Origin of the sequence: Pseudomonas sp. JV241A (assembly GCF_900275665.1) — a bacterium.
GTDB classification, from domain to species: domain Bacteria; phylum Pseudomonadota; class Gammaproteobacteria; order Pseudomonadales; family Pseudomonadaceae; genus Aquipseudomonas; species Aquipseudomonas wadenswilerensis.
This window is the reverse complement of sequence record NZ_OPYO01000033.1, coordinates 20,310-45,761: the sequence shown is the minus strand read 5'-3', so window position 1 is coordinate 45,761 and position 25,452 is coordinate 20,310. Positions and strand designations below refer to the sequence as shown.

Here is a 25,452-nt window from a genome sequence, read left to right as displayed (position 1 = left end):
GTTTGACCCGCGATGCTTCTACTGCACCAGTTGCATCCGCGGCTTGGGGAACAGGTTGTCCAGGGTTTCCAGCAGGCGGGTGTGGTAGATCGGCTTGCGGAACAGGTCCAGCACCTGCAGGCGCAACAGGTCGCTGACGTCGTCCATGTCGGCATGCCCGGAGGTGACGATCACCGGCAGGTGCTGGCGCGCGGTGTGTTCGCGCAAGCGCTTGATCAGTGATATGCCGCTTTCCTCGGGCATGCGCAGGTCGGTGATGACCAGGGCCACGTCCGGGTGGCGGGTGAGCTGTTGCAGGGCGAGTTTGACCGAGGTAGCCGTGTGACAGCAAAACCCCTCACCCTCCAGCAATTCGGCAAGCTCCAGCAAGGCGTCCTCTTCGTCATCCACCAGGAGCAACTGTTGACGGGGGGAAGAGGTAGGCATAAGGCAGTCCTGTGATGGAGGCGTTGTTCAGTACGTTAGCGTGAACCCATGAATCCATTCGTCAATTGCTACCACCGCTGCTCGAAGCTGGTGGGGCTTTTAGCGCATTTTCAACCTTGGTCATGACTCCAGTGACATTGGTGGAAATAGGCGTAATGAACGCCGTCAACGCTACCGCGACCATTGCCGCGATAATCGCGTACTCAATGCCGGAGGCGCCATCCTTGCGGTAGAAGAATTCTTTGCAGCTTTTGAGGACACGGGAAAGAGGCATGGCATTTCTCCTTGCGCCGCAGGCGCAGGTGGCAGGGGTATTGGATGATTCCCCTTTGCCATCACAGCATCGTCAACGGGTCATACTTCGGCAAATGTAAGAAGGGATTAATACTAAAGTTATAACCAGATGTCGGCGCCAATAAGCTGTTGTTTTATGGTGCTGCCGGTTTTGCGACGGAAAAAAATCTGACGGGTAATGGCATTTTGTCCTAGCTACGCTACCGTCAAATAGCGAAATAGTTGTTTCCGACTGCAGTGCTGTGGGCCATTTCACATAAAGGGCCGAAAGAACGCTGAGGGGAAGGAGGACCGGCATGAGCAGTCGCATTACCATCATCCTCGCAGGCTTTTTTCTGCTCGGCGCGTTGCTGGCCGGTTACTGGGGCCTGGCCCTTAGCCGCTCACCCAGTGAACCGCTTGCCGCACCTGTACCGGCGCCCGTTGAGCAAGTGGCACAAGACGCCGCTGACGAACTGCGCAAGCCGGTGGTGGTGTTGCGTCGCGATGTTGCCGCGTATGTGCCGCTGACGGCAGACGACCTGGTGGTAGAACGCTTGCAGGTGGCGCCGCCCGGCAGTTTCCAGACCCCTGAGCAAGTGCTCGGGCGCAGCAGTTGGCGCGCGTTGAGTGCTGGAACCTGGCTGGAGCAGGGCAGCTTTGACGCCGGTGGTCCGCTGGCACGGATGATCCACCCCCATGAGCGCGCGCTGGCGGTAGCTGTGGATGAGGTGGTGGGTGTCGCCGGGCAGTTGAGTCCGGGCGACTATGTCGATGTCTTGCTGTTTCTGCGCGAAGAGACCCGCAACCCGCAAGCGTCGGCTCAGGTGATACTGCCTGCACTGCGTCTGCTCAGTGTCGGCGAACAGTTGGGCCTGACCAATGACGGCAAGCCCGCGCAGCCGCCAGTGAATGAAAAGAGCCAGCCGCAGCAACCGTCACATGTTGCGCGCACGGTAGTGCTTGCCGTTCCCGAGGCACTGGCCAGCCGCTTGTTGCTTGCCGCCCAGGCCGGCAGTTTGCGCCTGGCCGTACGCAGCGCCGAAGAGAAGCGCCTGGCCCGCTACTGGGCGGACCCCAAAGCCAGCGGCAAGGAAGTCGATAGCGCCAATCGCAAACTCTATCGCTTCAGTCAGCTTGCCCAGGCACCAGCCGCCCAGCCGGTGGCCAGCGTCGCGCCGTCGCGCGGCATAGAAATCATCCGCGGAAATCAAGCCAGACAGCCCACTCCCTGACCAAGCAAGGATGCCCTTCAATGAGCAGTCGTTCCGAGCGGGTAATCAAGCAGATGCTCTGTGCCTTGCCGTGCACTGCGCCGCAGGTGCCAATGGCGCACGACCCGATCCGGGGCCGGTTGGTGTTCCTCGAAAACAGCGATTTCGAGCGTCGCAGCGGGTTATCCCTATGAGTGAAAACCTGAGCCAGACCTTCCTCGCCATTACCCGCAACGATGGCGACTTGCAGTGGTTGCAAGGTGCGCTGGCGCCCTTGGGGCAGGTGGTGGGCGCCGGCAGCGGCAGCCTTGACGAGTTGCTGGCGCTGGTCGATGTCACCTTTGCCAGTTTGGTGTTCGTGGGGCTGGATCGTGAGCAGGTGGTCAATCAGTGCGCACTGATCGAGGGGGTGCTGGAAGCCAAACCGATGCTGGCAATCGTCGCCCTGGGCGATGGCATGGACAACCAGTTGGTGCTCAATGCCATGCGTGCCGGGGCGCGGGACTTTGTCGCCTATGGCTCGCGCTCCAGTGAGGTCGCAGGGTTGGTGCGGCGCTTGAGCAAACGCCTGCCGCCAGTAACCAGCAACCCCAGCCTTGGGGGGCTGACGGTACTCTATGGCGCCCAGTGCACCGCAGATGGCGCCTTGCTGACCACCCATATGGCGCGGGTGGTGCAAACCAGCGGCCAGCAAACGTTGCTGCTGGACCTTGGCGTGCCTCGTGGTGACAGCCTGGCATTGCTCGGCCTGGAAGCCTCGTTTCATTTCGGCGATGCCCTGCGCCACCTGCGCCGGCTCGACAATACCCTGATCGACAGCGCCTTCACGCGTGAAAGCTCGGGCCTGCGCCTGCTGGCCTACGCCGAGACCGACGAACCGCTGGAGCGCACCAGCGCGGCGGAGCTGTACATGCTGCTCAGCGCCTTGCGCCAGCATTTCCAGCACATCGTCGTGAACCTGACCGGGCAGGCTGACAGCGAAGCCCTGCGCACCTTCGTCAGCCATTGCGACAAGCTGATCTGGTACACCGACCAGAACGTCCTCGATTGCCGGCGCAACCTGGAGGTACTGACCCAATGGCGCGAGAAGGGCATGAAGCTCGAACACGCCAGCCTGCTGGTCGACCGCTACCTGCGCGGCGTCGCGCCGGACTCCGAAGCCCTGGGCAAGCGCTATGGCTTGCCGGTTCTGCGGGTCTTGCCCTACAGCCCAGAGGTGCGCCTGAATGCCAAGAACCAGGGCCTGACCTTGTTCGAACTGGCGCCGCGCGAGCAGCTCACCCAACATTTGAAAGCGCTCGGTGAACGGCTGGCGCGCCGCTCCGAGGGCAACCCGGTGGTCAGCGCCAACTGGCTCAATCGGTTATGGGGGCATAAATGAGCGGTGACGAACTGTTCGGCGGCCCGCGGCACAATCTGGGGGCCGACCCGCAAGGGCTCAAGCGTGCCTTGCATCGTTACATCATCGACGCCATCGAGGACAGCGGGCGCAACCTGCTCGAAGGCTCGCGCCCGGCCCTGGCGCAATTCGTGGTGGAGCAGGTCGGCGACTATATCGCCCGATTGCACCTGGCCCTGTCGCGCTACGAGATGGAACGCCTGGCCGAGGAAATCGTCGACGAACTGACCGGCTTCGGTCCGCTTGAAGTGCTGTTGCGCGATGCCAGCGTCACCGAAATCCTGGTCAACGGCCCGCACCGGGTGTTCATCGAGCGGGCCGGCCTGTTGCAGCAGACGGATCTGCGCTTTATCGATGCCCACCATGTCGAGCGGGTCATGCAACGGATTCTCGCGCCCTTGGGCAGGCGCCTGGATGAATCGTCACCCATGGTCGATGCGCGCATGCCCGACGGCAGCCGGGTCAATGCGATCATTCCGCCGGTGGCGCTGGACGGCCCGTGCCTGTCGATCCGCAAGTTTCGCAAGGACATGCTCAAGAGCGCCGACCTGCTGGCCACCCGGACCATCGACCAGGGCATTCTCGACTTCATCCAGTTGGCGGTGGCACGGCGCTGCAACATCCTGGTCAGTGGCGGCACCGGCACCGGCAAGACCACCATGCTGAATATCCTCAGCCAGTTGATTACGCCCCGCGAGCGCCTGGTGACCATCGAAGACGTGGCCGAGCTGCAGCTCGATCACCCTCACGTGGTGCGTCTGGAAACCCGTCCGCCGAATGCCGAGGGGCATGGCGAGATCAAGGCCAGCGAGCTGATCCGCAACGCCTTGAGGATGCGCCCCGACCGCATTCTGCTCGGCGAGATCCGTGGCGTCGAAGTGCTCGATGTGCTCACCGCGATGAACACCGGTCACGACGGCTCAATGAGTACCGTACATGCCAACACCGCCCAGGACGCCTTGCTGCGTCTGGAAACCCTGGTCGGCCTGACCGGCCGCCAAGTGGCCGAGAAAACCCTGCGGCAGATGATCTGCGCCGCACTGGATGTGGTCATTCAATTGACCCGTCTGGCCGATGGCCGCCGCTGTGTCAGCGAGGTGTTGGAGGTAGTCGGGGTGCGCGATGATGTATACGTCACTAATACCCTGTTCCGTCTCGATCGGCACAACGGCGAGGGTTTCTTGCGGGAGGCGCCGAACCCTGCCGGCGACAAGCTGCGCCGCGACTATTCGGAACTGCAGCCGTGATTGCCGCAGTACTTGGCTTGATCTGCCTGGCCTTGCTGGGGGTATCGGTGCGCTTGTTCTACAGCGGCATGCGCAAGTCGGGTGAGGAGCGGATCCTGCAGCGTCTTGGCCAGGTTCAGGAGTCCTCGGCGCTGTCGCCCAGTCGCCGCGACTGGCTGGACCGCCTGTTGCAGCGTGCCGGTATCGAGCGGCGCAATGACCGGCTGCTGATATGGCTGGCGATCGGCCTGCTGACAGCGCTGCTGTGTGGCCGGATCCTGGGGTGGGCTGCAGGCGTCGGGCTGGTGCTGCTTGCGCCGTTGCTGATCTGGTTGTACCTGGGCTGGCGCTATCGTCGACGGGTGCAGCGGATGATCGAACAGTTGCCGGTGTTGCTCGATCACAGTGTGCGCAGCCTCAAGGCCGGGCGAACCTTGAACGATGCCGTGCTGGGGGCAATCGATGCATCGCGTGATCCTTTGCATGGCGCTCTGCAGCGGGTGCGGCGCAATGTGCAGATGGGCGTCAGCCTGGACGATGCCATGAGCGACCTGGCCGAACTGTATGAACAGGATGAGCTGCGCCTGTTCGCGTTGGGCCTGCGTATCAATCATCGCTACGGCGGCAACGCCAGCGAGCTGCTGGAGAACCTGATCAAGCTGATTCGCGAGCGCGAGCAGGGTAGCCGTCAACTGCGCGCCATGACCGGTGAAACCCGCATGACTGCGACTGTCCTGGGCCTGTTGCCGGTGGGTATGGCCGGCTATTTCCTGATCAGCAACCCCAACTATTTGCTGGCTATGTGGCAGGACGGCAACGGTCAGTTCCTGCTGCTCGGCGCGTTTATCCTGCAAGTGGTGGGCTGCCTGATGTTGTGGCGCATGTTACGGAGTATCTGAAATGGCCTGGTTGCTCTGTGCCCTGATGTTCTTCGCCGCATTTGTCTTGCTGGCAGGCCAGTTGCTGCACCAGCGTCGTCGCCAGCGCCTGGTTGCTCGGCGTCTGCAGGGCCAGCTTGGCAGTGAGAACCGCTTGGGCAACTGGCTGCAACAGATCGGTAGCAGCCGGCTGGGCCAGCGTTCGCTGAATCTGGATAGTGAGACCCGTCTGCTGCTTGACCGCATGGGCTGGCGGCGGAGTCGGCAACGGGCGCTGTTTGCCGCTTGCCAGGTTGGCGTGCCGTTCCTCGCCCTGGGGTTGGGCGTAGCGCTGCAGGAGAGTCTGTACCGCGATAGCCAGTTACCGTGGCTGGTGGTGCCGTTTTGCGCCATGGGCGTGGGCTATCTGCTGCCCAAACGCCTGCTGGCGCGGGCCGCTGTGCGTCGCCAGCAACAGGTCGCCGGCGAAGTTTCGACCTTCATACCCTTGCTGAGGATTCTCTTCGAGTCGGGCCTGGCGGTGGAGCAAACCTTGCGTGTCCTGAGTCAGGAGTCGCGACAACTGTTGCCAGTGTTGAGCGAGGAGTTGCGGGCGATTCTGCTGCGGGTCGACTCCGGTTTGGCCTTGGCTGCGGAGCTTGAGAAAACCGCGCAGTTGCTCAGCGTCGACGAGTTCAGCGACACCTGCGTGATTCTCCAGCAATTGCTGACCCAGGGCGGTGGCGCAATGAAGTCGCTGTTGGCGCTCAAGCAACTGCTCGATGACCGTCGGCTGACACGCATGCAGGAACGGATTTCGAAGATGTCCGGGAAGATGTCGATGGTGATGATGGTGTTTCTGTTTCCGGCCTTGCTGATCGTGTTGGCCGGTCCCGGCCTTAGCGCCTTGGGCAGGGCATTGGGTTCATGAGCGGGAGCAAGGCACGAAGGCAGCGACGACAACCTCCTGGCGCAGGTCAACCTGGCGAGCCGCCTGCGTCTGACACCGGCGCTGCACTCAGTGCGCCGTGACACGTTGATGAAGGGGCGAGGTGCTGGGAGACAGCGCCAGCGCCAGTTGGGTGCGGTTGTGCATGTGGGTCAGGCGCAGCACCTGGGACACGTAGAGCTTGACGGTATTTTCGGTGATGCCCAGCTCGCAGGCGATCTGGTAGTTGGTCTTGCCCTTGCTGACCAGCCGCGCCACATCCAGCTGGCGCGGTGACAGCTTGTTGAACAGGGTTGGCAGGTTGTCGGGTTCCACTTCGGGGTCGACGTCGGTGGCGCGGCGGTGGGCGCCGAGCCCGCGGGCCTTGTCCAGGTCCTGGTAGAGGTCGTCGATCGAGTCGGCCAAAAACTGCAGCTTCTGGTTCAGGTCACCCAGGTGCTGGTAGCTTCTGCGTCGTTCCAGCACGGCAGCCTCCTGGCGTTGCACGCCTTCGAGCAGCTCGCTGAGGTCGACCGGTTTCTGGTAGTAATCGGCAAAGCCTTCGCGCAGCGCCTTGATCACGTCCTGCTTGTTGGCGCGGCCGGTGAGCATGATCGCTTCGAACAGCCGCTGCGGCCCGGCAATGGCCTTGAGCGCACGCATCAGTTCCAGGCCATCGTAGTCGGGCATATGCAGATCACACACCACCAGCGCGATCTCCTGATCGGCACTGAACTGTTCGATGGCCTGGGTACTGGAGTGGCAGGGCACGCAATGGTATCCACTGCTCTGGAGAAATTCGCACAACTCTTCGACGATCAGTGGCAGGTCGTCCACCACCAGCACCTTTAATTCACTGACTGATTTGTTCACATGCAACTCCCTGCTGTTCGCCTCTATGTTCCCTCAACCAGGCTGAGCCTGGATCCATCCGGCACACACTAGAAAGTAGTCGCACTTTTGGGCTATGTACAAGGTGGGCGCATCCATTTGCACGCAGCATTCGACTAATGGATCCATACCGCAGCCAGTAAAAAACCGACCAGCAGGAACGGCGCGAAAGGCTGTTTTTTTGACGACTCTTCGCTCAGTTGCTTCAGGCGGTTCTTAACCTTCTGACTTAAAAGGGACCACAGCCAGCGACGGCCAAGCAGCCAGGCAACGACGGCTACACCGGCACCGATAAACGTGCCCAGCAGGTGCATGCGATCGGTGGCCAGGGCCAGGGCACCGAGCAATTTCACGTCGCCGGCGCCCAGGCGGCCGAGCATGTAGCCGGGGAGGGTCAGGAGCATGACGATGGCCAGCGCCCAGCCACCTTCACTGGCATCGGCGCCGATCCAGGTGTGTCCGGTAACGAACAGGTAGATCAGCGCACACGCCGCGGCGCCGAGGGTCAGGGTATTGGCGATCTGACGTTCGCGCAGATCTTGTTCAGAGCACAAGGCAAGCCACAGCAGCAGAACAATGCTTTGCATTGGCGAAAGGCCATCCCTTTGTGGTGAATGATTCTATGCTGTCTTTCAGGTGTCACTGTCAGGGTAGACGCGATCATGCAAGCAAGCCTGTGCAAGCGGCAAAAAGGTGCGGCAGCCCTCGAGTTCGTCGCGGTATTCGTGATCTTTTTCGCGGCCTTCTATGGGGTGGTCAGCTACGGCTTGCCAATGTTGATGTTGCAATCGTTCAACCAGGCCAGCAGCGAAGCGGTGCGCCGTTGCGTGGCGCTGGACCCCGCCAGCGCGACCCACAGCGCTGACGTCAACACGCTGGCCAAGCGCGTGCTCGGTGAGCAACTGGCGTGGATGCCGGCGTCGTTGAATTTCCAGGTGAACAGCGATGCCAGTGTCACGCTCACCTCCGGCAAGCTGCTGACAGTGAAGATCGATTACGCCAAAGCCAAGCTGACCTCGGTGTTGCCGGTGCTGGACCTGCCGGGGATCGGTGAAGTACCGCGCTTGCCCGCCAGCCTCAAGGCCGAAGCGAGCCTGCAGCTGTGAGTGGCGGGCATAGTCTGTTCGAGCGCTGGCGCGGGCGCGCCGCGCCAGCCGAGGAGCCAGTGCCGCAACCGGCCGATGTGCCTGCCGTGGGCCTGCAACTCTGGTTGGATGGTTCCGCCCGCGTGCTACGCCTGGCAGGCCCGCTGCGCTCGGTGCTGGCGTTGCCGACCCAGGCCGGCGTGCGTCTGCACGACTACGTGCAGCCCTACAGCCTGCTGGTGCTCGAAGGCGAGCCGCCAGACTGGCAGGGCCAACCACTGGAACTGGATTTCAAGGCGGCTGGCGGGCGTACCTTGCACACCCGCGGCTGGTTGCTGGCGCAAAGCGGTGGCTGGTTGCTGCAACTGTTCGACATCGGCGACTTGTTGCAGCACCGCCAGCAAGCCCTGGCTGCCGAGCGCCAGCAGCACCTGACCGCGCACCTGGCCTGCGCCTTGCGCGCCTGCAGTATCGAGCGCCTGCAGGTGGTGGCCGAAGAGCAGCTCAACTGGCTGGTACGGCACTGGCGGGCCAGGGGCGCGCGGGTGCTGGTGCAAACGGATCAGGGCTGGCAAACCTACGCTTGCAGTGGCGACGCGCTGCACTGGCCGCGTGATGAACAGCTTGCGCCTGTGCTGGATCGTCAACTGCCCGCCAGTATGATCAGCAGCGCCACTGAGCCTGGCCTGCAGGACTTGCTGCCGGGGCTGTCGACCTATCTGCTGGCCTATGCGCAAGGGCAGGTCAATCAGGCTTGGCTGATCTGTGTCGAGCCGCAAGAGGTCCTGCAAGCGCTGGATGCATTACTGGTTGCCGCTGCTTTTGTCGAGCCGCTACTCGGTCGTCTGGCTGCGCATCAACTGGATCAGCAAAGCGAGCGCCTGGACAGCCTGCAACTGCAACTGGGGGCTGGCTGGTGGCAGTGGCGTCTGGATGAGCCGCAGTTGCACCTGGACCCGGCGCTGGCCGAGAGCCTGGGCATTCCGCCAGCGCTGACGGTCAATCAATGGCTGAGCCGCGTGCACCCGGCAGACCGGGAAGCGACTCAGCTGGCCTTTGGCGACCTGCAACGCCAGGGCTGCGCCGTGCAACTGAACCTGCGCCTGCTCGACCACAACGCCCAGGCGCAGCCGCGCTGGTACCGGGTGTGCGGCCAGGTGCACGGCAGCGGCGGTAACCGGCGGGTGCAGGGCTTCATGCTCGACATCAGCGATATCAAGACGCAGCAGCTGCAGGCCAGCGCTGCCCAGGCGCGCCTGGAAAACCTGATCGCCAGTTCACCGGCGGTCATCTACGTCCAGCGTTACCACGAGGGGGCGTTGCTGTCGGAATTCTTCAGTGCCAGCCTGGAGCCGCTGCTCGGTTGGCAGCCCCGGGCGGACGAGCCTCTGCAACCTGGCCAGTGGTTGCATCCCGACGATCAGCCACTGTGGCTGGAGCGTACCCGCATTCTGTTACGCGAAGGCTCTAGTCGCAGTCGCTATCGCCTGCGTGACCATCAAGGGGGCTATCACTGGGTACTCGATGAAGCGCGTCTGCTGCGTGATGACCTGGGCCTGCCGGTCGAGGTGGTGGGCATCTGGCTGGATGTCAGCGAGGCGACCGCCGCTGCGGAAAAAGTGCGTCAGAGCGAGGAACGCTATCGGGTGCTGGTCGAGGACTCCCCGGCGATGATCTGTCGCTACCGGCCCGACCTGAGCCTGGTGTTCGGCAACCAGCCGCTGGCCGATTACCTGGAGTGTTCACCCGCGCAACTGGCTGGCTTGAACCTTGGCCAATGGCTGTCCGAGGCGCAGCGCCAGGCCTTTGTCGAGCGCCTGGCCGGGCTGACGCCAGAGCAACCGGTCAGCAACGCAGAGATTTGCCTGCAATTACCGGGGCGCGAGCATGCCTGGTGGGTGTGGTCCGATCGCGGGTTGTTCGACGAGCATGGCCAGTTACAGGAAATCCAGGCGGTGGGCCGCGACAACACACAAGTCAGGCGCACCCAGCAGCAACTGCTGCAAAGCGCGAAAATGGCCACCCTCGGTGAAATGGCCACCGGCCTTGCCCACGAGATCAACCAACCGCTCAACGTGATGCGCATGGCCGTGGTCAATGCGCTCAAGCGCCTGGAAAGCGGCGAGGTCCAGGTCGACTACCTGCAAGACAAGCTCAAACGCATCGATGCCCAGGTGCTGCGCGCCTCGAAGGTGGTCGACCATATGCGCGTGTTCGGTCGGCGCTCGGAAGTCGAACAGCAACTGTTCGCGCCCTGGCAGGCCGTTGAGGGGGCGTTGTCGTTGCTAGCTGACGGCTTGCGCGGCAAGGGTGTGGAACTGCGCGTGCAGCCTCCTGAGCACGACGCGCAGGTCACTGGCCATCAGGATCAGTTGGAGCAGGTGCTGATCAACCTGCTGGTCAACGCCCGCGATGCCCTGCTGGCCCGGCGGGAGCAGCAACGCGACGTGCAGCCGTGGATTGCCCTGGGTCTTGAGTGCGATGCGCGGCAGGTGCGGCTACTGGTCGAGGATAACGGCGGCGGCATCGAACCGCGTTTGCTCGAACGCATCTTCGAGCCGTTCTTCACCACCAAGCCGGTGGGGGTCGGCACTGGCCTTGGGCTGTCGGTGAGCTACGGCATCATTGACACCATGGGCGGCTGCCTGAGTGTCGAGAATGGTGAGCTGGGTGCGCGGTTCTGCATCGAGCTGCCACGGGCTCAGATCATCAGTTGAGCGCGACCGCTGTGGCAACTGAGGTTGGCACCAATCTCCACCTGGTTCAGGTCGATACCCAGGAGCATCAGCAGGTTGTTGATGATCGGGTCGAGCAGCGAACCGAGCAAAGTGCCAATCAAGCCTGAAACGGTGTTGAGCAACAGGCTGACCAGCGGGATCTGCGGCGTCAGCTCCAGGCCCTGCAGGGTACTGCGCACACTGGCAACGATATTCTTCGAGCTGAGCAGGTGGTTGGCCGAGTCTTGTTCGAGCTCAGGTGGCTTGAGGTAGGTGAAAGATTCGCCCTGGCTGAACAGCGGTGAGTTTGCGCCCAGGCCGATGTCGATTCCCAGCACCTTCAGCAGCACCAGCGGGCTGGCGTCGACCGGCTTGACCGATGAGAAGAAGTTGCTGCTGTTGATTGTGCCGATCAGCACTTTCACCGCTGCTGCCTCGTTGCGCACGGTCAGGCTCTTGCTGGCGGCCGAGCCGCAGTTATAGCCGGTGACATGGCTGCTGGCGCTGCCGACCGCCAAGCCCACGTCGAGGCTGGGGTTGGGCAATACCTGGATGATCCCCAGGTTGATGCCTCCGAGCAGCGGTCCCAGGTCGACCTTGATCAGGATGCGCGTCTGGGCGGTGCGAACATAGATCTGCTCGGGATCTTTTGGGTCTGCCGTGGCTTTGGCCGGATTGCCCAGGGCGGAAAACTGCGGCGGCTCGATGATTTTTACCCGGGTCGAGATATTGGCCAGGCCCAGCAGGTTGACCGGCAGGCTGACCTCGGCACCATGGGCGCTGTTGGCCAGTTGCACCATGCCCTGGACCAATTGCAGGGCTTGCAGATTTGCGTCCAGCCCGGCACTCGAGCCGCCATTCTGGATATCGAGCAAATCGCCCAGGACAATGCCCCCTGCATTCCCGGCCTGCACACCGAGCTGGTTCAGGCCGCTGACATCCACCAGCGGATTGTTCTGCGCCGCCACCGTGGCCATGACCTTCAGGGCTTCACCGACATTGAGGGTCTTGCCCAGCAGTTCGGTGTAGTTGCCTGCGCTGACCTGGGTCTTGATCGCCAGGGCATCGAGGTAGTTGAGCAGATTGACGTCGGCCTGCAACAAGCCCTGCCACTGGGCCAGGCTCAAATTGACCTGGCTGCCCAGCAATGTGCTCATCAGTGTATTGAGCAGCGCCGAACGTGACGAGTCGATGTTCAGCAAGGTACTGCGAATGTTCAGGCGGGCCAGCGGCGGACCGGGCTGGGCCGCGGTTGCCTGGGCGCTGAGGCGGGTGCTGGGGTCAAAGGTGGCGGAGGCCACCAGCGAGCGGATACCGGCGGCAATACTGGTCTCCAGGGTAATGCCGGCCGTCACCCGGACCGCATCGGCCTTGGTGGAATCGGCAGTGAACACGCGCAAGCTGCCGGCACCGGTCTGCAGGCTGCCACATTCCACCTGCAGGCTGTGATTGGCGCCTGGGGCATGGTCATTGCGGGTCGCTGCCCGCACTGCCAGCGTCTGTGCGCTGGGACCTGTCGGCAGGCAAGTGCCCTTGCCATTGACGGCCTCAAGTGCCGCCATGTCGGCTACCCGCTGCAATTTGCGCTGCTCCAGGAACAGCCTGCCGGTGTCAACCACCATCAGCACGAACACCAGGGCCATGCCCAGGGTCAGGGCAGCCAACAGCCCGATAGCGCCACGTTGCCGTGCTGGAAAGCGAGAAGACACGAGCACTCCTTTGCCGGCCCATGGCCGCGCGGGGCAGCAGTGCGAGAAGTGTAGTCAACATAATGGCCAGTCGCCTGCATGGCGACTGGCGGGTGAGGCTCAACGTGGCGGGTAGTTGCCCATCAGTTTGGCGACGGTGTTCTGGATCGCCGTGTTGCGTTCTTCCGGGCTTGGCGGGTAATTGTTCATGATCTGTTCGGCACTGCCGCGCCACACCAGCTTGCCATCGCGGGCATCGAACAGGTCGACCTGGATGGTTGCCACCTTGTAGTCGACGCTGCGGGTTTCGTTGTACATCGGCCCACCCCAGTAGCCGCCCCAGTAGCCACCCCAACCGCCGCCGTAGTTGGTGGTGATTTGTTGCTGACGGTTTTCGACGATCAGGTAGGCCTGGACCTTGAGGTCACCGCGGCTGTTGCCCGGGGCCGGGCGCAGGCCGCGCTGGTCGAGTTGGCCGGCCACCGCCTGGCGGATGCGTTGTTCGGTGAGGTCGCTCTTGATCCGCGGATCGTCCGGGCGGTACTGCAGCCCCGGCTCCTGCCAGACCCAGCTGCGGTAGGCGGCAAAGTCACGGCTGGCATCGAAGTCCTGGGTAACGTTGCCGCTCTGGCAGGCGCCGAGCAACAGCACTAACGAGAGTAAAGCGAGACGGCGCAACATGATGGTTCTCCGATTGCCTTTAACTGGGAGGATAGCTGGCCAGCGCCTTTTGCACCGACTCACGCAAGGCATCGGCGCGCTTGCCCTGGGAATCCTGGCTGGCGGTTTCGGCGCTGGCGCTCCATACCGGCTGGCCGTCGCGGGCGTCATACAGGTCAACGCGCACCACCATTACTTCGACCTCGTAGGTACGCACCAGCGGGACACTGCCGTAGACCCCGTAGCCGTTGTGGTAGCGGCCGTAACTGCCGTAGCCAGCGTAACCGCCATAAGGGTAGGCGTCATAGGGGTAGTAGTCTTCGCGAACCTGGCGCAGGCGCCGTTCCAGGCGCAGGTCGGCACTGACCAGCAAATCCCCGCCTTGTCCGTTGCGTGCCGGGCGCAGGCCGCGCTGGTCGAGGGCATTGCTTACGGCGTCGGCCAGCTGGGCGGGTTCTGCATAGGTGCTGCCAGCCGGCAACTGGCCGTCGCGCCAGGCCCAGCTGCGGTAGCGGGCATAGTCGCGCGGCGCGGCGGGGTAGGCACTGGCATCGAAGGTGTTGGCCGCGTGTGCCGGCGCCGGCGGCAATGGCCGGGAACTGGCGACGTAGGGGTTGCTGCCCTGGCAGGCGGCGAGGGCCAGGCACAGCAGGCCCAGGGTCAAACGGTACGGCATGTCACCCTCCCGGCGGGCGCGGTTCAGCGCGGTCGACAGATCCAGTGCAGGTAGCGGCCCAGCCCGGCGAAAGCCGGATGACGACGATGCGCCAACTCCATCTCCAGCAGGTCGAGCAGTTCGGCCTTGGCCTGGAAGTCGCGGGGCATGTAGTCGTGGAAAACCCGTACACCACTTTCACTTTCGACCTTCCACAAGTCTTCAAGTTGCGCCTTGAGCGTGCGTGGATCAAGTGGTTTTTGCGGGGTCAGGCTCTGCTTTTCACCGGCCAGTTCATTGCTGCGCAGTTTGCGGAAATGGCCCTTGAGCAGGTTGCGGTACACCAGCGCGTCGCGGTTGTAGAACGCCAGCGACAGCCAGCCATCGGCACGGGTCAGTTGATGCAGCACCGGCAGGATGGCCTCGGGTTCGGCCAACCATTCCAGCACCGCATGGCACAGTACCAGGTCATAGGGTTCAGTCAGCTGGCCGAGCAGGTCCTGCCAGGGGGCCTGAATGAAAGTGGCCTGTTGGCCGGCTTCGGCAAAGCGTTCGCGGGCACCGTCGAGCATCGGTGCGGCGGGTTCGGCCAGGGTAACCTGATGTCCGCGTTGCGCCAGCCACAGAGACATATGGCCCAGGCCCGCGCCGATATCCAGCACCCGCAGCGGGCGCTCGGGCAGGGCTTCGGCCAGGTCGGCCTGAAGCACCGCGAGGCGGATCGCACCCTTGGCACCCCCGTAGATTTTCTCGGCGAAACGGGTGGCCAGTTCATCGAAATGACGGTCGTTCATTTGGCAAAACGCCTTTCGCTGTCGGCCAGTTTGCTTTTGACTACCTGCTCCATGTCCAGGCCCAGCTCGCTGCACAGCAGCAACAGGTAAAGGACGATATCGCCGACTTCCTGCCCGGCGTGCTCAAGTTGCTCGGGCGGCAGCTGGCGCGACTGGTCTTCAGTCAGCCACTGGAAGATTTCCACCAGTTCGGCCATCTCGACGCTGGCGGCCATGGCCAGGTTCTTTGGGCTGTGAAAGCCGCGCCAGTCGTTGTTGTCGCGGATGCGGTGCAGGCGTTGGGTCAGTTCTTGCAGGTTCATCGGGGCTCTCCTCAAGCGGCATAGCTTCAGGCGGGCGCCGTCGCAACGCAAGGGGTGCTGTCAGCTCAATGGCCGCCAGGCCCCGCGCATGTGCACCAGCTCGCCATGGCCGTCGAGTTGCAACTGGCCCTCGGCCGCCGTCGGGCTGGCATTGAGGATCACCTCGCTGGGCAGGCGCACCGGTTTAAGGAAGTCCACCTCGATCTCATATCCACTGACCGGCAGATGCCCGCGCAAGGCTGCCAGGGCCATGGCCTTGCTCCACATGCCATGGGCAATGGCGGTGGGGAAACCGAACAGCCTGGCGCTGGCGGCGCTCAGGTGGATCGGGTTGTAGTCGCCGCAGACCTTGGCGTAGCGCCGGCCGATATCGCTGTCGGCATACCAGCGGGTCAGTTCGCTCAAGGGCAGGGCTTCAGGCGCTTCGACCGCGGCCGGTTCGCCGGCCGGTTTCAAACCCCGGCAGAGCATGCGGCTGGTCTCGGACCAGAGTAGGCCAAGGCTGTCTTCGGCTTCGGTGATCAGCTCGAAGGTGCCGCCTTTTTCGTGGGGCTGCAGGTTGTCCACATGCACGCTGAAACGCAGGCGACTGATGCCGCCCAGGGGCCGCACGACGCGAATGCTGTTGTGCAGGTGCACCAGCCCCAGCAACGGGAAGGGAAAGTCCTTGGCCGTCAGCAACTGCATTTGCAGGGCGAAGGCCATGACATGCGGGAAGGTGGGCGGCAGGCGCCCGTCGTCGCTGAAGTGACAAAGTTTGCGGTAGGCCTGCAACTGCTGCGGATCGACGTTCAGGTGGCAACGCAAGCCAGTGGCGGGCAGGCTGTCGCCGCTGATCTTGCGTTTGCGCGCGGCGCGCAGGTACAGCCCGGAAAGCGCCGCAGTGTTGCCCAGCTCAATCCATTTTCGGGTCATGTTCAGGCCCCCATCACGGCTTGGCCGCAGACCCGCAGCACCTGGCCATTGACCGCGCCGCTGCCCGGCTGCACCAGCCAGGCCACCGCTTCGGCGACATCCTGGGGCAAGCCGCCCTGGCCCAGCGAACTCATGCGCCGCCCGGCCTCGCGCAGGGCGAAAGGGATGGCCGCGGTCATGCGCGTTTCGATAAACCCGGGGGCCACGGCGTTGATGCTGGCGCCGCGTTCGGCCAGCTTCGGCGCCCAGGCCTGGGCCAGGCCGATCAGCCCGGCCTTGCTGGCGGCGTAGTTGGCCTGGCCACGGTTGCCGGCGATGCCGCTGATCGAGGCCAGCAGCACGATGCGCGCGTTGTCGTGCAGGGCGCCGCTGTCGAACAGTGCCTGGGTCAGTAATTGCGGGGCCTTGAGGTTGACCGCCAGCACCGAGTCCCAGAACTCCGGGGTCATGTTGGCCAGGGTCTTGTCGCGGGTGATGCCGGCGTTGTGCACGACGATGTCGATGCCGTCGGGCAGACCTTCGAGCAACTGCGCCGGGGCGTCCGCCGCGCAGATGTCCAGGGCCAGGCTGCGCCCGCCCAAACGCGCGGCCAGGGCCTCGAGGTCAGCCTTGGCCGGTGGCACATCGAGCAGGATCACCTCGGCGCCATCGCGGGCCAGGGTTTCGGCAATCGCCGCACCGATGCCCCGGGCCGCGCCAGTGATCAGTGCCTTGCGCCCCGCCAGCGGCCGGCTCCAGTCCTGCACCGCTGTGCCGCAGGCCTCCAGGCGCAGTACCTGGCCGGAGATGAACGCGCTTTTCGGTGAAAGAAAGAAACGCAGGGCGCCTTCAAGCTGGTCCTCGGCCGCTTCGTTCACATACAGCAGTTGCAGGGTGCCGCCGGCGCGCAGCTCCTTGGCCAGGGAGCGGCTGAAGCCTTCGAGGGCACGCTGGGCAACGCGCGCCAGCGGGTCGTCGAGCTGTTCCGGGGCGCGGCCGAGGATGACGATATGAGCGCTGGGCGCCAGGCTGCGCAGCAGCGGCTGAAAGAACTCGCGCAGTTGCTTGAGCTGGTCGATATCGTCCAGTTCACTGGCATCGAACACCACCGCCTTGAGCTTGGGCCCGAGCCCGGCCACCCACTCGTTGGCCTCAAGTTCAGGGCTGGCAAAGCTGTACAGCTCGTCGGTCAGGCGCTTGGCGAAGGCTTCGATGGTCTTCGCCAGCGGCCCGCCACCCAGCAGCAGCGCGCCTTCGATCGGCCGCAGACGGCCGGCTTCCCAGCGCTCCAGGCGGGCCGGGCTGGGCAGGCCGACGGCACCCACCAGGCGGCGTCCAAGGTCGGAGTTGGCGAAGTCGATATAGCGGTCGCTCATGTGCGGTTCTCCCTGAAATAGCTTCAAAGTGTGGACCATGATTGGCCATTGGTCGTTCGACCGCAGAAAAAACACCTACGCTGTAGCGGACCATTAGGGAAAAAGAGGACATCACGCATGCGCTCACTGCGCCGGGTCGCCATCATTGGCGGCAATCGCATTCCCTTCGCCCGTTCCAACGGCCCTTACGCCACCGCCAGCAACCAGGCAATGTTCACTGCCGCGCTTGAGGGCCTGATCGAACGCTACAGCCTGCATGGCCTGCGCCTGGGCGAAGTGGCGGCGGGAGCGGTGCTCAAGCATTCTCGCGACATGAACCTGACCCGCGAAAGCGTGCTCGGCTCGCGGCTATCAGCGCAAACGCCGGCTTACGATCTGCAGCAGGCCTGTGGCACCGGGTTGGAAACGGCATTGCTGGTAGCCAACAAAATCGCCTTGGGGCAGATCGACTGCGGCATTGCCGGTGGCGTTGATACCACCTCCGATGCGCCGATCGCGGTGAGCGAAGGCTTGCGCCGGATCCTGCTCCAGGCCAACCGTGGCAAGACTACCGTCGACAAGCTCAAGGCCTTCCTCAAACTGCGCCCCGGTCACCTCAAACCCGAGTTGCCGCGCAACGGCGAGCCGCGCACCGGCCTGTCCATGGGCGAGCATTGCGAGCAGATGGCCAAGACCTGGCAGATCCCACGCCAGGAGCAGGATGAGCTGGCCCTGCGCAGCCACCAGAACATGGCCGCTGCCTTTACCGACGGCTGGCATGACGATCTGCTTACTCCCTTCCTGGGGCTGACCCGCGACAACAACCTGCGCCCGGACCTGACCCTGGAGAAACTCGCCAGCCTCAAGCCGGTGTTCGACCGCAGCGGGCAGGGCACGCTGACCGCAGGTAATTCCACGCCGTTGACCGATGGCGCCTCGGTGGTGCTGCTGGGCAGCGAAGACTGGGCCCGTGAGCGTGGCTTGCCGGTGCTGGCCTATCTGGTCGATGGCGAGACCGCCGCGGTGGATTTCGTCAAAGGTCACGAAGGGTTGTTGATGGCCCCGGCCTACGCCGTGCCGCGCTTGTTGGCGCGCAATGGCCTGACCCTGCAGGACTTCGATTACTACGAAATCCACGAGGCCTTCGCCGCGCAAGTGCTGTGCACCCTCAAGGCCTGGGAAGACCCCGAGTACTGCAAAACCCGCCTGGGCCTGGCCGCGCCACTGGGTGCAATCGACCGCGGCAAGCTCAACGTCAAGGGCAGCTCACTGGCCGCCGGGCATCCCTTCGCGGCCACCGGGGGGCGCATTCTGGCCAACATGGCCAAGTTGCTGGCCACCGCCGGCAAGGGCCGTGGCCTGATCTCGATTTGCGCCGCTGGCGGTCAGGGCGTGACGGCGATCATCGAGCGTTGACCCGTACCGACTGACTGGCCACCGGGGCCGGGCGGTTGGCGTAGTGCTCGGCCATGATCGAGCAGACGATCAGTTGGAACGGGTGGTCGATGGCTGCGCTTACGACGCCTCTTCGGCCTACATCGCTGCCTTCAAGGGCCTGTTCGGCTTCACCCCGGGCGAGCTGCGCCTGTAGCCGTCAGGTACGGAAGCGCCGTACCAGCGCATCCAGTTCATTGGACAAACCGGCCAGGCTCTGCGAGTCCTGCCGCGCCGAGTTGGCCAGCTCGGCCACCAGCTGCGCATCGCCGTGGATCTGGCTGATATGGCGGTTGATGTCTTCGGCCACCTGGTGCTGTTCTTCGGCGGCGGTGGCGATCTGGGTGTTCATGTCGCGGATGATGTCCACCGACTCGCGAATTTGCCCGAAACTGCTGCGCGCCAGGCCGATGCGGCTGACCGACTGTTGCGACACTTCCAGGCTCGCGTGCATCTGCTGGGCCACTTCACTGGTGCGGTTGGCCAGGTTGCCGAGCAGGTTGTCGATCTCGGCCGTTGAGTCGGCGGTGCGCTTGGCCAGGGCCCGCACCTCGTCGGCGACCACGGCAAAGCCACGGCCCTGCTCACCGGCGCGGGCGGCTTCGATGGCCGCATTGAGGGCCAGCAGGTTGGTCTGCTCGGCAATCGAGCGGATGGTGCCGAGGATCGACTGGATCGCATTGCTATCGCGTTCGAGTTGCTGCATCGACTGCGCCGACTGTTCGATCTCCTGGCTCAGGCGATCGACGCTCTGCACTGCCGCATCGATCTGCTGCTGGCCTTCGCGGGCCTGTTGCTGGCCACTGTCGGCCGAGTCGGCGGCCTGGCTGCAGGAGCGCGCGACTTCGTTGGCGGTGGCGACCATTTCGTGAAAGGCGGTCGACACCATGTCCACCGCTTCACGCTGGCGGCCGGCGGCTTCGGCCATGTCATTGGAGACCTGGGTCGAGCTGCTGGAGGTGGCGAGGATCTTGTTCGCCGCCTGGCCGATGCTCTGGATCAGGTTGCGGATCGCCGCGAGGAACTGGTTGAACCAGCTGGCCAGTTGCGCGGTTTCGTCACGTCCGCGTACTTCCAGGCTGCGGGTCAGGTCGCCTTCACCCTGAGCGATGCCTTCCAGGCCGCTGGTAACGCTGTGGATCGGGCGCACGATGAGCTTGGCAAAGGTGGCACCGACCAGGGCAAATACCGCCGCCAGCACGATGGCGAGGGCGGCGACCAGCCAGGTCAGCTGGGTGGCAGTGTGCATCACTTCGTCATGACGGATCAGGCCGATGAAGTTCCAGCCCAGTTGCTCCGAGGGCCAGACGTTGGCCATGTAGCGTTCGCCATCCAGCTCGACCTCGACCAGGCCCTTGCCGGCCTTGGCCAGTTGCGCATAGCCCTCGCCGAGGCTGCCCAGCTGCTTGAAGTTGTGCGCCGGATCGCGCGGGTCGACCAGCACGCTGCCGTTGTCTTCAAGCAGCATCAGGTAGCCGCTTTCGCCGAGCTTGATCTGCTTGACGATCTCGGTCAGCTGCTTGAGCGACACGTCGATGTTGACCACGCCACCGGGGTTGCCGAGCTGGTTGGGCACGGCGCGCACGGTGCTGACCAGCACCGCGTCATCGCCCGCCCAGTAATAGGCGTCGGTGCGCAGGGTCTTGCCCGGGTTGGCCATGGCCGCCTGGTACCAGGGGCGTTGGCGCGGGTCGTAGTTGGCCATTTTCGCGTCGCCCGGCCAGAAGGCGTAACCGCCGTCGCTCAGGCCGTAGGACACGTAGGAGTAAGCGGGATGGCTGGCGGCGAGGCTGGCGAAGAAGTCGTAGAGTTTCTTGTCCTGTTCGCCCAGGGCAATTTGTGGAGCATCTGCGCCCAGGTACTTTTTCACGTCGTTGCCGGTAGCGCTGACCAGCGGCTGGGCGGCCAGGTAGTCGACGTTCTGGCTGATGCCTTCGAAGAACAGTTGCATGGCGTTGGCCACCTGGCGGATCTCGCGGCTGCTGCCGTCGACGAAGCCTTCGCGGGCTTCACTGCGCAGGTTGAGGACCACCAGGGTGGCGACCAGGATCACCGGCAAACCGGCGATCACGGCGAAGGCCCAGGTCAGTTTTTGTTTTATGTTCATCCGCGCTCCAGTATTTTTCTTGTAAACGTACGAGGCTGCTGCAGACTACATCGGCCATGGGCGCTGGAAATAAAGTGTTACTTGCGTAATTAACCCCGTATTTATTGGTGTTTGGCGATTTTTGTGACCGATTGGTCGCGCTCGGGCAGAAAAAGAATGGCAAGTCAGGCAGATTGCCGTTACAACGCAGTGCGGTCTTGATTCAGCGACAAGCAGGTTCCAAGACCTGTGACCTATAACAATCACGTGTTTGGCCAGACAGGACCCCCGACAGAAACCGATGAAGACTCCAAAACGCATTGAACCGCTGGTTGAAGATGGACTGGTCGACGAAGTACTGCGACCGCTGATGAGTGGCAAGGAGGCTGCGGTGTATGTGGTCCGCTGCGGTCGGGAGCTACGGTGCGCCAAGGTCTATAAAGAAGCCAACAAGCGCAGTTTCCGCCAGGCCGCCGAGTACCAGGAAGGCCGCAAGGTGCGCAACAGCCGCCAGGCCCGGGCCATGGCCAAGGGCTCAAAGTTCGGTCGCAAGGAGGCCGAAGACGCCTGGCAGAACGCCGAAGTGGCGGCGCTGTTTCGCCTGGCCAATGCCGGTGTGCGGGTGCCCAAGCCTTATGATTTTCTCGATGGCGTGCTGCTCATGGAGCTGGTGGCCGACGAGCACGGTGATGCTGCGCCGCGTCTGAACGACGTGCACCTGGAGCCTGAGCAGGCCCGGGACTACCACGCCTTCGTGATTCGCCAGATCGTGCTGATGCTCTGCACCGGCCTGGTCCATGGCGACCTCTCGGAGTTCAACGTGCTGCTCGGGCCTGACGGGCCGGTGATCATCGACCTGCCGCAAGCGGTGGACGCCGCCGGCAACAACCACGCGTTCAGCATGCTCGAACGCGATGTCGGCAACATGGCCGCGTACTTCGGGCGCTTTGCCCCGGAGCTCAAGCAGACCCGCTACGCCCGCGAGATGTGGGCCTTGTACCAGGCCGGCGATTTGCTCCCGGAAAGCCCGCTGACCGGCGTGTTCGCCGACGACGAGCACAGCGCCGATGTTGACGGGGTGATGCGCGAAATCGACGCGGCGCGCATCGATGACGCCCGCCGGCGCGCGGCCAGGGCCGACGCCGAACGGGGGGCGGTCAAGGACGAAGAACCGGCGCCGCCCTGGCTTCAGTAAGCGCCGTTACTGACAGCAACTGCCGCCGGCTGCCAGGTCCTTGAGGATCGGGCAGTCCGGACGGTCGTCGCCCTGGCAGTGGGCAACCAGCTCGCTCAAGGTGTCACGCAAGCTCACCAACTCTTCGATGCGCCGGTTGAGGTCGTCAATGTGCTGGCTGGCCAGGGCCTTGACGTCGGCACTGGCGCGCTGACGGTCCTGCCACAGGGTCAGCAGGCGGGCGACTTCTTCCAGGGAAAACCCCAGGTCCCGCGAGCGCTTGATGAAGGCCAGCTGGTGCAGGTCTTCTTGCTGGTACAGGCGATAGCCGCTGTCGCTGCGCAGGGCCGGCTTGAGCAGGCCGATCGACTCGTAGTAGCGGATCATCTTTGCGCTCAAGCCTGAGCGGCGGGCGGCTTGGCCGATATTCATTGGGCATCGTCCTCAGGCGGGGTGGCGGGTTTCCAGGTTTTCAGCAACAACGCGTTGCTGACCACACTGACGCTCGACAGGGCCATGGCTGCGCCGGCCAGCACCGGGTTGAGCATGCCGAAGGCGGCCAGGGGAATACCGATCAGGTTGTAGATAAACGCCCAGAACAGGTTCTGGCGGATCTTGGCGTAGGTCTTGCGGCTGATCTCCAGAGCTGCCGGCACCAGGCGCGGATCGCCGCGCATCAGGGTGATCCCCGCCGCCTGCATGGCCACGTCGGTGCCGCCGCCCATGGCGATGCCGATGTCCGCAGCGGCCAGCGCCGGGGCATCGTTGATGCCGTCACCGACCATGGCCACCACGCCGGACTGCTTGAGCACGGCGACGGTTGCGGCCTTGTCGGCAGGCAGCACTTCGGCGTGCACGTCAGTGATGCCCAGAGCTTCGGCCACCACCTTGGCGCTGCCGCGGTTGTCGCCGGTCAGCAGGTGGCTGCTGATGCCTTGCCCGGCCAGTTGCCGCACTGCTTGCCCGGCACCGGTCTTGAGGCTGTCACCGAAGGCGAACAGGCCCAGCACCCGCGCCTGCGGGCTGCGCTCGATCAACCACGACAGGGTACGGCCTTCGGCTTCCCAGGCCTGGGCGCTGCTGGCCAGCTCGCCCGCTTGCAGGCCACTTTCATCCAGCAGGCGCCGGTTGCCCAGGGCCAGCTCGCGGCCATCGAGGCTGCCGGCGATACCGCGGCCGGTCAGCGACTGGCTGTTGTTGATGTCGGCCACCGCCAGGCCCTGTTCTTCACAGGCATCCAGCACCGCCTTGGCCAGCGGGTGCTCGCTGCCGCGCTGCAGGGCGCCGGCCAGTTGCAGCAACTGCGCCTGGTCACCCACTACCGCACGGCTGTGGACAATGCGCGGGCTGCCGGAGGTCAGGGTACCGGTCTTGTCGAACACCACGCGGTTGACCGCATGGGCGCGCTCCAGGGCTTCGGCGTCCTTGATCAGGATGCCGTGGCGGGCGGCGACGCCGGTGCCGGCCATGATCGCTGTCGGTGTGGCCAGGCCCAGGGCGCACGGGCAGGCGATCACCAGCACGGCTACGGCGTTGATCAGCGCGTATTCCATTGGCGCGCCGGTGAGCAGCCAGCCGACCAGGGTCAGCAGCGCCAGCACCAGTACGGCCGGGACGAACACCTGACTGACCCGGTCAACCAGTTTCTGGATCGGCGCCTTGGCGGCCTGGGCGTCTTCGACCAGGCGGATGATCCGTGCCAGCACGGTTTCCGTGCCCAGCGCCAGGGTGCGTACCAACAGACGGCCTTCACCGTTGATCGCGCCGCCGGTGACCTTGTCGCCAGGCTGTTTCGGCACCGGCAGGCTTTCGCCGCTGATCAAGGCTTCGTCGGCGTGGCTCTGGCCTTCGATCACTTCACCGTCAACCGGGAAGCGCTCGCCAGGCTTGACCAGCACCAGGTCATGCAGGCGCAGTTCGCTGATGGCGACATCGCGCTCCTGGCCGTCGACCAGCAACAGCGCGCGTTCCGGGCGCAAGGCCTCCAGCGCCCGGATGGCACTGGCGGTCTGGCGTTTGGCACGGCTTTCCAGGTATTTGCCGAGCAGGATCAGGGCAATCACCACGGCCGAGGCTTCGAAGTACAGGTGCGGCATGATGCCGTCCGTGGCCGTGGCCCATTCGTAGAGACTCAGGCCGTAGCCGGCGCTGGTGCCGATGGCCACCAGCAGGTCCATGTTGCCGGCGCCGGCGCGCACGGCTTTCCACGCAGCGACATAAAAACGCGCACCGAGAATGAACTGCACCGGGGTGGCCAGGACAAACTGCGCCCAGGCCGGCAGCATCCAGTGGATGCCAAAGGGCTGCAGCAGCATCGGCAGCACCAGCGGCAAGGCCAGCAGCACCGCCAGGGCCACCGACCAGCGCTCCTTGCGCAGGCGGCGTTCGGCATCGGCCTGGTTGACTTTGGCACTTTGCGGCAGGCTTGCCGAGTAGCCGGCATGACTGACGGCATCGATCAGCACGCTGCTGTCGACCTGGCCAAACAGCTGCAAGTGCGCGCGTTCGTTGGCCAGGTTGACGGTTACCTGCTGCACGCCCGGAACCTTGGCCAGGGCGCGTTCGACGCGCCCGGCGCAGGAGGCGCAGGTCATGCCGCCGATCTGCAGCTCGAGGGTCTGGGATGGCACGCTGTAGCCGGCTTGCTCAACGGCTTCGACCAGCGCTGGCAGGCTGTCGGCCGGGGCCTGGACCCGGGCCTGTTCGGTGGCCAGGTTGACACTGACCTGTTCGGCACCAACGACCTTGCGCAGGGCGCGCTCGACCCGGCCAGCACAGCTGGCGCAGGTCATGCCGGCAATCGGCAGGTCGAACGTGGTAGATGCGGACATGGGGCACTCCTCCTTGGACAGGCCTCAAGCATCAACCTTGCCATGCGGGGAAGGTCAATAGCCCAGGCCGGCCCTGATCAGCTTGAGGCCATTCTGATCCACGGCAATGCGGTATTTATTGATCTCGCCGGCCCTCAATGTCAGTTGCTGGCTGCGCTGGTTCTCCAGGCCGTTCTGGCAGCCCGGCATCTGTGCCGGCAACAGGCGCAGACGCACCGCGACCTGGCCCGGCGGCAGGTTGAACGAGGTCGACTGCTCCTGAAACAGCCGCGCCGAAAGCTGGTCATCCAGGTACACGCCGATCTCGCACGAGGTCGCCACTTCCAGGCGCTCGCGAGAAATGGTCAATATGCTGTAATCGGCATTGCCCTCGGCGCTGGCCTGGGGGACCAGGCTCAATACTCCCAGCAGGCCGAATAGGCCCAAAGCTGCCCTGCGCATGAATTCAAACTCCTGCAAACCAATCGTCAGGCATGCAGCTTGGCGGAGCGGCGCGCTGATTTCCAGCCCTGCAGGCAATCAACGAACTTGACTTTGCCCCGATGGCAAGCTTGAAACTGCGT

General features: G+C 64.1%; 25 protein-coding genes and 1 pseudogene. 11 read left to right on the top strand and 15 right to left on the bottom strand.

Annotation, left to right across the window (positions count from 1 at the left end):
* Positions 1–18 precede the first annotated feature (18 nt).
* Both JV241A_RS21935 and JV241A_RS21930 read right to left on the bottom strand, forming a co-directional pair.
* The gene (locus JV241A_RS21935) at positions 19–426 is read right to left on the bottom strand and encodes a response regulator (RefSeq protein ID WP_115088956.1); all 408 of its coding nucleotides are present in this window, start codon (positions 424–426) and stop codon (positions 19–21) included.
* 61 nt (positions 427–487) lie between these two features.
* Positions 488–700, bottom strand: coding sequence for a Flp family type IVb pilin (locus JV241A_RS21930; protein WP_134064445.1), 213 nt, complete (start codon positions 698–700; stop codon positions 488–490).
* Positions 701–1,016: 316 nt separating this feature from the next.
* Here JV241A_RS21930 and cpaB point away from each other — a divergent pair, with 316 nt between their 5' ends.
* Genes cpaB through JV241A_RS21905 form a run of 6 tightly spaced genes read left to right on the top strand, consistent with a single transcriptional unit; the run spans position 1,017 to position 6,326 of the window.
* Complete coding sequence (cpaB, locus tag JV241A_RS21925) at positions 1,017–1,934, top strand: Flp pilus assembly protein CpaB (protein WP_134064443.1); 918 nt, start codon at positions 1,017–1,019, stop codon at positions 1,932–1,934.
* A 20-nt stretch (positions 1,935–1,954) separates the two neighbouring features.
* Positions 1,955–2,107, top strand: coding sequence for a hypothetical protein (locus tag JV241A_RS27505; protein WP_166675734.1), 153 nt, complete (start codon positions 1,955–1,957; stop codon positions 2,105–2,107).
* Positions 2,104–3,294 (top strand): pilus assembly protein, encoded by a 1,191-nt coding sequence (locus tag JV241A_RS21920; protein WP_115088953.1) that lies wholly within the window; start codon positions 2,104–2,106, stop codon positions 3,292–3,294. The genes JV241A_RS27505 and JV241A_RS21920 overlap by 4 nt, the downstream gene beginning before the upstream one ends.
* A complete protein-coding gene (locus JV241A_RS21915) occupies positions 3,291–4,559 on the top strand; it encodes a CpaF family protein (RefSeq protein WP_010221716.1) in 1,269 nt (422 codons plus the stop codon). The genes JV241A_RS21920 and JV241A_RS21915 overlap by 4 nt, the downstream gene beginning before the upstream one ends.
* A complete protein-coding gene (locus JV241A_RS21910; protein ID WP_134064441.1) occupies positions 4,556–5,437 on the top strand; it encodes a type II secretion system F family protein in 882 nt (293 codons plus the stop codon). Before JV241A_RS21915 ends, JV241A_RS21910 begins: the two co-directional genes overlap by 4 nt.
* 1 nt (position 5,438) lies before the next feature.
* The gene (locus JV241A_RS21905) at positions 5,439–6,326 is read left to right on the top strand and encodes a type II secretion system F family protein (RefSeq protein WP_115088951.1); all 888 of its coding nucleotides are present in this window, start codon (positions 5,439–5,441) and stop codon (positions 6,324–6,326) included.
* A gap of 87 nt (positions 6,327–6,413) precedes the next feature.
* On the opposite strand, the gene JV241A_RS21900 is transcribed toward JV241A_RS21905, so the two are convergent.
* Positions 6,414–7,202, bottom strand: a complete 789-nt coding sequence (locus JV241A_RS21900; RefSeq protein ID WP_166675733.1) for a response regulator transcription factor — start codon at positions 7,200–7,202, stop codon at positions 6,414–6,416.
* 128 nt (positions 7,203–7,330) lie between these two features.
* Entirely contained in the window at positions 7,331–7,801 is a 471-nt protein-coding gene (locus JV241A_RS21895) for a prepilin peptidase (protein ID WP_134064439.1), read from the bottom strand.
* Positions 7,802–7,876: 75 nt separating this feature from the next.
* On the opposite strand from JV241A_RS21895, the gene JV241A_RS21890 reads away from it, so the two are divergent.
* Together JV241A_RS21890 and JV241A_RS21885 are read left to right on the top strand one after the other, a co-directional pair.
* Complete coding sequence (locus JV241A_RS21890; protein WP_115088948.1) at positions 7,877–8,320, top strand: TadE/TadG family type IV pilus assembly protein; 444 nt, start codon at positions 7,877–7,879, stop codon at positions 8,318–8,320.
* Positions 8,317–11,016, top strand: coding sequence for an ATP-binding protein (locus JV241A_RS21885; RefSeq protein WP_134064437.1), 2,700 nt, complete (start codon positions 8,317–8,319; stop codon positions 11,014–11,016). The genes JV241A_RS21890 and JV241A_RS21885 overlap by 4 nt, the downstream gene beginning before the upstream one ends.
* On the opposite strand, the gene JV241A_RS21880 is transcribed toward JV241A_RS21885, so the two are convergent.
* From JV241A_RS21880 to JV241A_RS21850, 7 genes are all read right to left on the bottom strand, one after another.
* Positions 11,001–12,725: a pilus assembly protein TadG-related protein gene (locus JV241A_RS21880; protein WP_240047895.1), complete on the bottom strand. Its 1,725-nt coding sequence runs from the start codon at positions 12,723–12,725 to the stop codon at positions 11,001–11,003. The genes JV241A_RS21885 and JV241A_RS21880 overlap by 16 nt on opposite strands.
* Positions 12,726–12,824: 99 nt before the next feature.
* Positions 12,825–13,385, bottom strand: a complete 561-nt coding sequence (locus JV241A_RS21875; RefSeq protein ID WP_115088946.1) for a DUF4136 domain-containing protein — start codon at positions 13,383–13,385, stop codon at positions 12,825–12,827.
* Between the two features lie 19 nt (positions 13,386–13,404).
* Positions 13,405–14,040, bottom strand: coding sequence for a DUF4136 domain-containing protein (locus tag JV241A_RS21870; RefSeq protein WP_134064435.1), 636 nt, complete (start codon positions 14,038–14,040; stop codon positions 13,405–13,407).
* 23 nt (positions 14,041–14,063) lie between these two features.
* Positions 14,064–14,813 carry a methyltransferase domain-containing protein gene (locus JV241A_RS21865; protein WP_115088944.1) on the bottom strand — a complete coding sequence of 250 codons (750 nt, stop codon included), beginning with the start codon at positions 14,811–14,813 and terminating at the stop codon, positions 14,064–14,066.
* Positions 14,810–15,115: a MazG-like family protein gene (locus tag JV241A_RS21860; protein ID WP_115088943.1), complete on the bottom strand. Its 306-nt coding sequence runs from the start codon at positions 15,113–15,115 to the stop codon at positions 14,810–14,812. The genes JV241A_RS21865 and JV241A_RS21860 overlap by 4 nt, the downstream gene beginning before the upstream one ends.
* Before the next feature lie 60 nt (positions 15,116–15,175).
* The gene (locus JV241A_RS21855; protein ID WP_115088942.1) at positions 15,176–16,030 is read right to left on the bottom strand and encodes a MaoC/PaaZ C-terminal domain-containing protein; all 855 of its coding nucleotides are present in this window, start codon (positions 16,028–16,030) and stop codon (positions 15,176–15,178) included.
* A 2-nt stretch (positions 16,031–16,032) separates the two neighbouring features.
* Entirely contained in the window at positions 16,033–17,385 is a 1,353-nt protein-coding gene (locus JV241A_RS21850) for a 3-oxoacyl-ACP reductase (RefSeq protein ID WP_134064433.1), read from the bottom strand.
* 117 nt (positions 17,386–17,502) lie between these two features.
* On the opposite strand from JV241A_RS21850, the gene JV241A_RS21845 reads away from it, so the two are divergent.
* Together JV241A_RS21845 and JV241A_RS27750 are read left to right on the top strand one after the other, a co-directional pair.
* Positions 17,503–18,780, top strand: coding sequence for an acetyl-CoA C-acetyltransferase (locus tag JV241A_RS21845; protein ID WP_134064431.1), 1,278 nt, complete (start codon positions 17,503–17,505; stop codon positions 18,778–18,780).
* Positions 18,781–18,880: 100 nt separating this feature from the next.
* Positions 18,881–18,955: pseudogene (locus tag JV241A_RS27750) on the top strand (hypothetical protein); the annotation flags it as partial.
* Positions 18,956–18,958: 3 nt separating this feature from the next.
* Here the strand turns inward: JV241A_RS27750 and JV241A_RS21840 are convergent.
* A complete protein-coding gene (locus tag JV241A_RS21840) occupies positions 18,959–20,905 on the bottom strand; it encodes a methyl-accepting chemotaxis protein (RefSeq protein ID WP_134064429.1) in 1,947 nt (648 codons plus the stop codon).
* Between the two features lie 280 nt (positions 20,906–21,185).
* Here JV241A_RS21840 and JV241A_RS21835 point away from each other — a divergent pair, with 280 nt between their 5' ends.
* Positions 21,186–22,079, top strand: coding sequence for a PA4780 family RIO1-like protein kinase (locus tag JV241A_RS21835; protein ID WP_115088934.1), 894 nt, complete (start codon positions 21,186–21,188; stop codon positions 22,077–22,079).
* Positions 22,080–22,085: 6 nt separating this feature from the next.
* Here JV241A_RS21835 and cueR read toward each other — a convergent pair whose 3' ends face one another.
* The 3 genes from cueR to JV241A_RS21820 are packed head-to-tail and all read right to left on the bottom strand — an operon-like array spanning position 22,086 to position 25,330.
* Positions 22,086–22,490: a Cu(I)-responsive transcriptional regulator gene (gene cueR / locus JV241A_RS21830; protein WP_115088932.1), complete on the bottom strand. Its 405-nt coding sequence runs from the start codon at positions 22,488–22,490 to the stop codon at positions 22,086–22,088.
* Positions 22,487–24,889: a heavy metal translocating P-type ATPase gene (locus tag JV241A_RS21825; protein ID WP_115088930.1), complete on the bottom strand. Its 2,403-nt coding sequence runs from the start codon at positions 24,887–24,889 to the stop codon at positions 22,487–22,489. The genes cueR and JV241A_RS21825 overlap by 4 nt, the downstream gene beginning before the upstream one ends.
* 54 nt (positions 24,890–24,943) lie before the next feature.
* Positions 24,944–25,330: a hypothetical protein gene (locus JV241A_RS21820; protein WP_134064427.1), complete on the bottom strand. Its 387-nt coding sequence runs from the start codon at positions 25,328–25,330 to the stop codon at positions 24,944–24,946.
* Positions 25,331–25,452 lie beyond the last annotated feature (122 nt).

Excerpts from the sequence above, each read along its gene's own strand:
- JV241A_RS21935 (WP_115088956.1), bottom strand. The coding sequence starts at position 426 with ATGCCTACCTCTTCCCCCCGTCAACAGTTGCTCCTGGTGGATGACGAA.
- JV241A_RS21930 (WP_134064445.1), bottom strand. The coding sequence starts at position 700 with ATGCCTCTTTCCCGTGTCCTCAAAAGCTGCAAAGAATTCTTCTACCGC.
- cpaB (WP_134064443.1), top strand. The coding sequence starts at position 1,017 with ATGAGCAGTCGCATTACCATCATCCTCGCAGGCTTTTTTCTGCTCGGC.
- JV241A_RS27505 (WP_166675734.1), top strand. The coding sequence starts at position 1,955 with ATGAGCAGTCGTTCCGAGCGGGTAATCAAGCAGATGCTCTGTGCCTTG.
- JV241A_RS21920 (WP_115088953.1), top strand. The coding sequence starts at position 2,104 with ATGAGTGAAAACCTGAGCCAGACCTTCCTCGCCATTACCCGCAACGAT.
- JV241A_RS21915 (WP_010221716.1), top strand. The coding sequence starts at position 3,291 with ATGAGCGGTGACGAACTGTTCGGCGGCCCGCGGCACAATCTGGGGGCC.
- JV241A_RS21905 (WP_115088951.1), top strand. The coding sequence starts at position 5,439 with ATGGCCTGGTTGCTCTGTGCCCTGATGTTCTTCGCCGCATTTGTCTTG.
- JV241A_RS21895 (WP_134064439.1), bottom strand. The coding sequence starts at position 7,801 with ATGCAAAGCATTGTTCTGCTGCTGTGGCTTGCCTTGTGCTCTGAACAA.
- JV241A_RS21890 (WP_115088948.1), top strand. The coding sequence starts at position 7,877 with ATGCAAGCAAGCCTGTGCAAGCGGCAAAAAGGTGCGGCAGCCCTCGAG.
- JV241A_RS21875 (WP_115088946.1), bottom strand. The coding sequence starts at position 13,385 with ATGTTGCGCCGTCTCGCTTTACTCTCGTTAGTGCTGTTGCTCGGCGCC.
- JV241A_RS21870 (WP_134064435.1), bottom strand. The coding sequence starts at position 14,040 with ATGCCGTACCGTTTGACCCTGGGCCTGCTGTGCCTGGCCCTCGCCGCC.
- JV241A_RS21865 (WP_115088944.1), bottom strand. The coding sequence starts at position 14,813 with ATGAACGACCGTCATTTCGATGAACTGGCCACCCGTTTCGCCGAGAAA.
- JV241A_RS21860 (WP_115088943.1), bottom strand. The coding sequence starts at position 15,115 with ATGAACCTGCAAGAACTGACCCAACGCCTGCACCGCATCCGCGACAAC.
- JV241A_RS21855 (WP_115088942.1), bottom strand. The coding sequence starts at position 16,030 with ATGACCCGAAAATGGATTGAGCTGGGCAACACTGCGGCGCTTTCCGGG.
- JV241A_RS21850 (WP_134064433.1), bottom strand. The coding sequence starts at position 17,385 with ATGAGCGACCGCTATATCGACTTCGCCAACTCCGACCTTGGACGCCGC.
- JV241A_RS21845 (WP_134064431.1), top strand. The coding sequence starts at position 17,503 with ATGCGCTCACTGCGCCGGGTCGCCATCATTGGCGGCAATCGCATTCCC.
- JV241A_RS21840 (WP_134064429.1), bottom strand. The coding sequence starts at position 20,905 with ATGAACATAAAACAAAAACTGACCTGGGCCTTCGCCGTGATCGCCGGT.
- JV241A_RS21835 (WP_115088934.1), top strand. The coding sequence starts at position 21,186 with ATGAAGACTCCAAAACGCATTGAACCGCTGGTTGAAGATGGACTGGTC.
- cueR (WP_115088932.1), bottom strand. The coding sequence starts at position 22,490 with ATGAATATCGGCCAAGCCGCCCGCCGCTCAGGCTTGAGCGCAAAGATG.
- JV241A_RS21825 (WP_115088930.1), bottom strand. The coding sequence starts at position 24,889 with ATGTCCGCATCTACCACGTTCGACCTGCCGATTGCCGGCATGACCTGC.
- JV241A_RS21820 (WP_134064427.1), bottom strand. The coding sequence starts at position 25,330 with ATGCGCAGGGCAGCTTTGGGCCTATTCGGCCTGCTGGGAGTATTGAGC.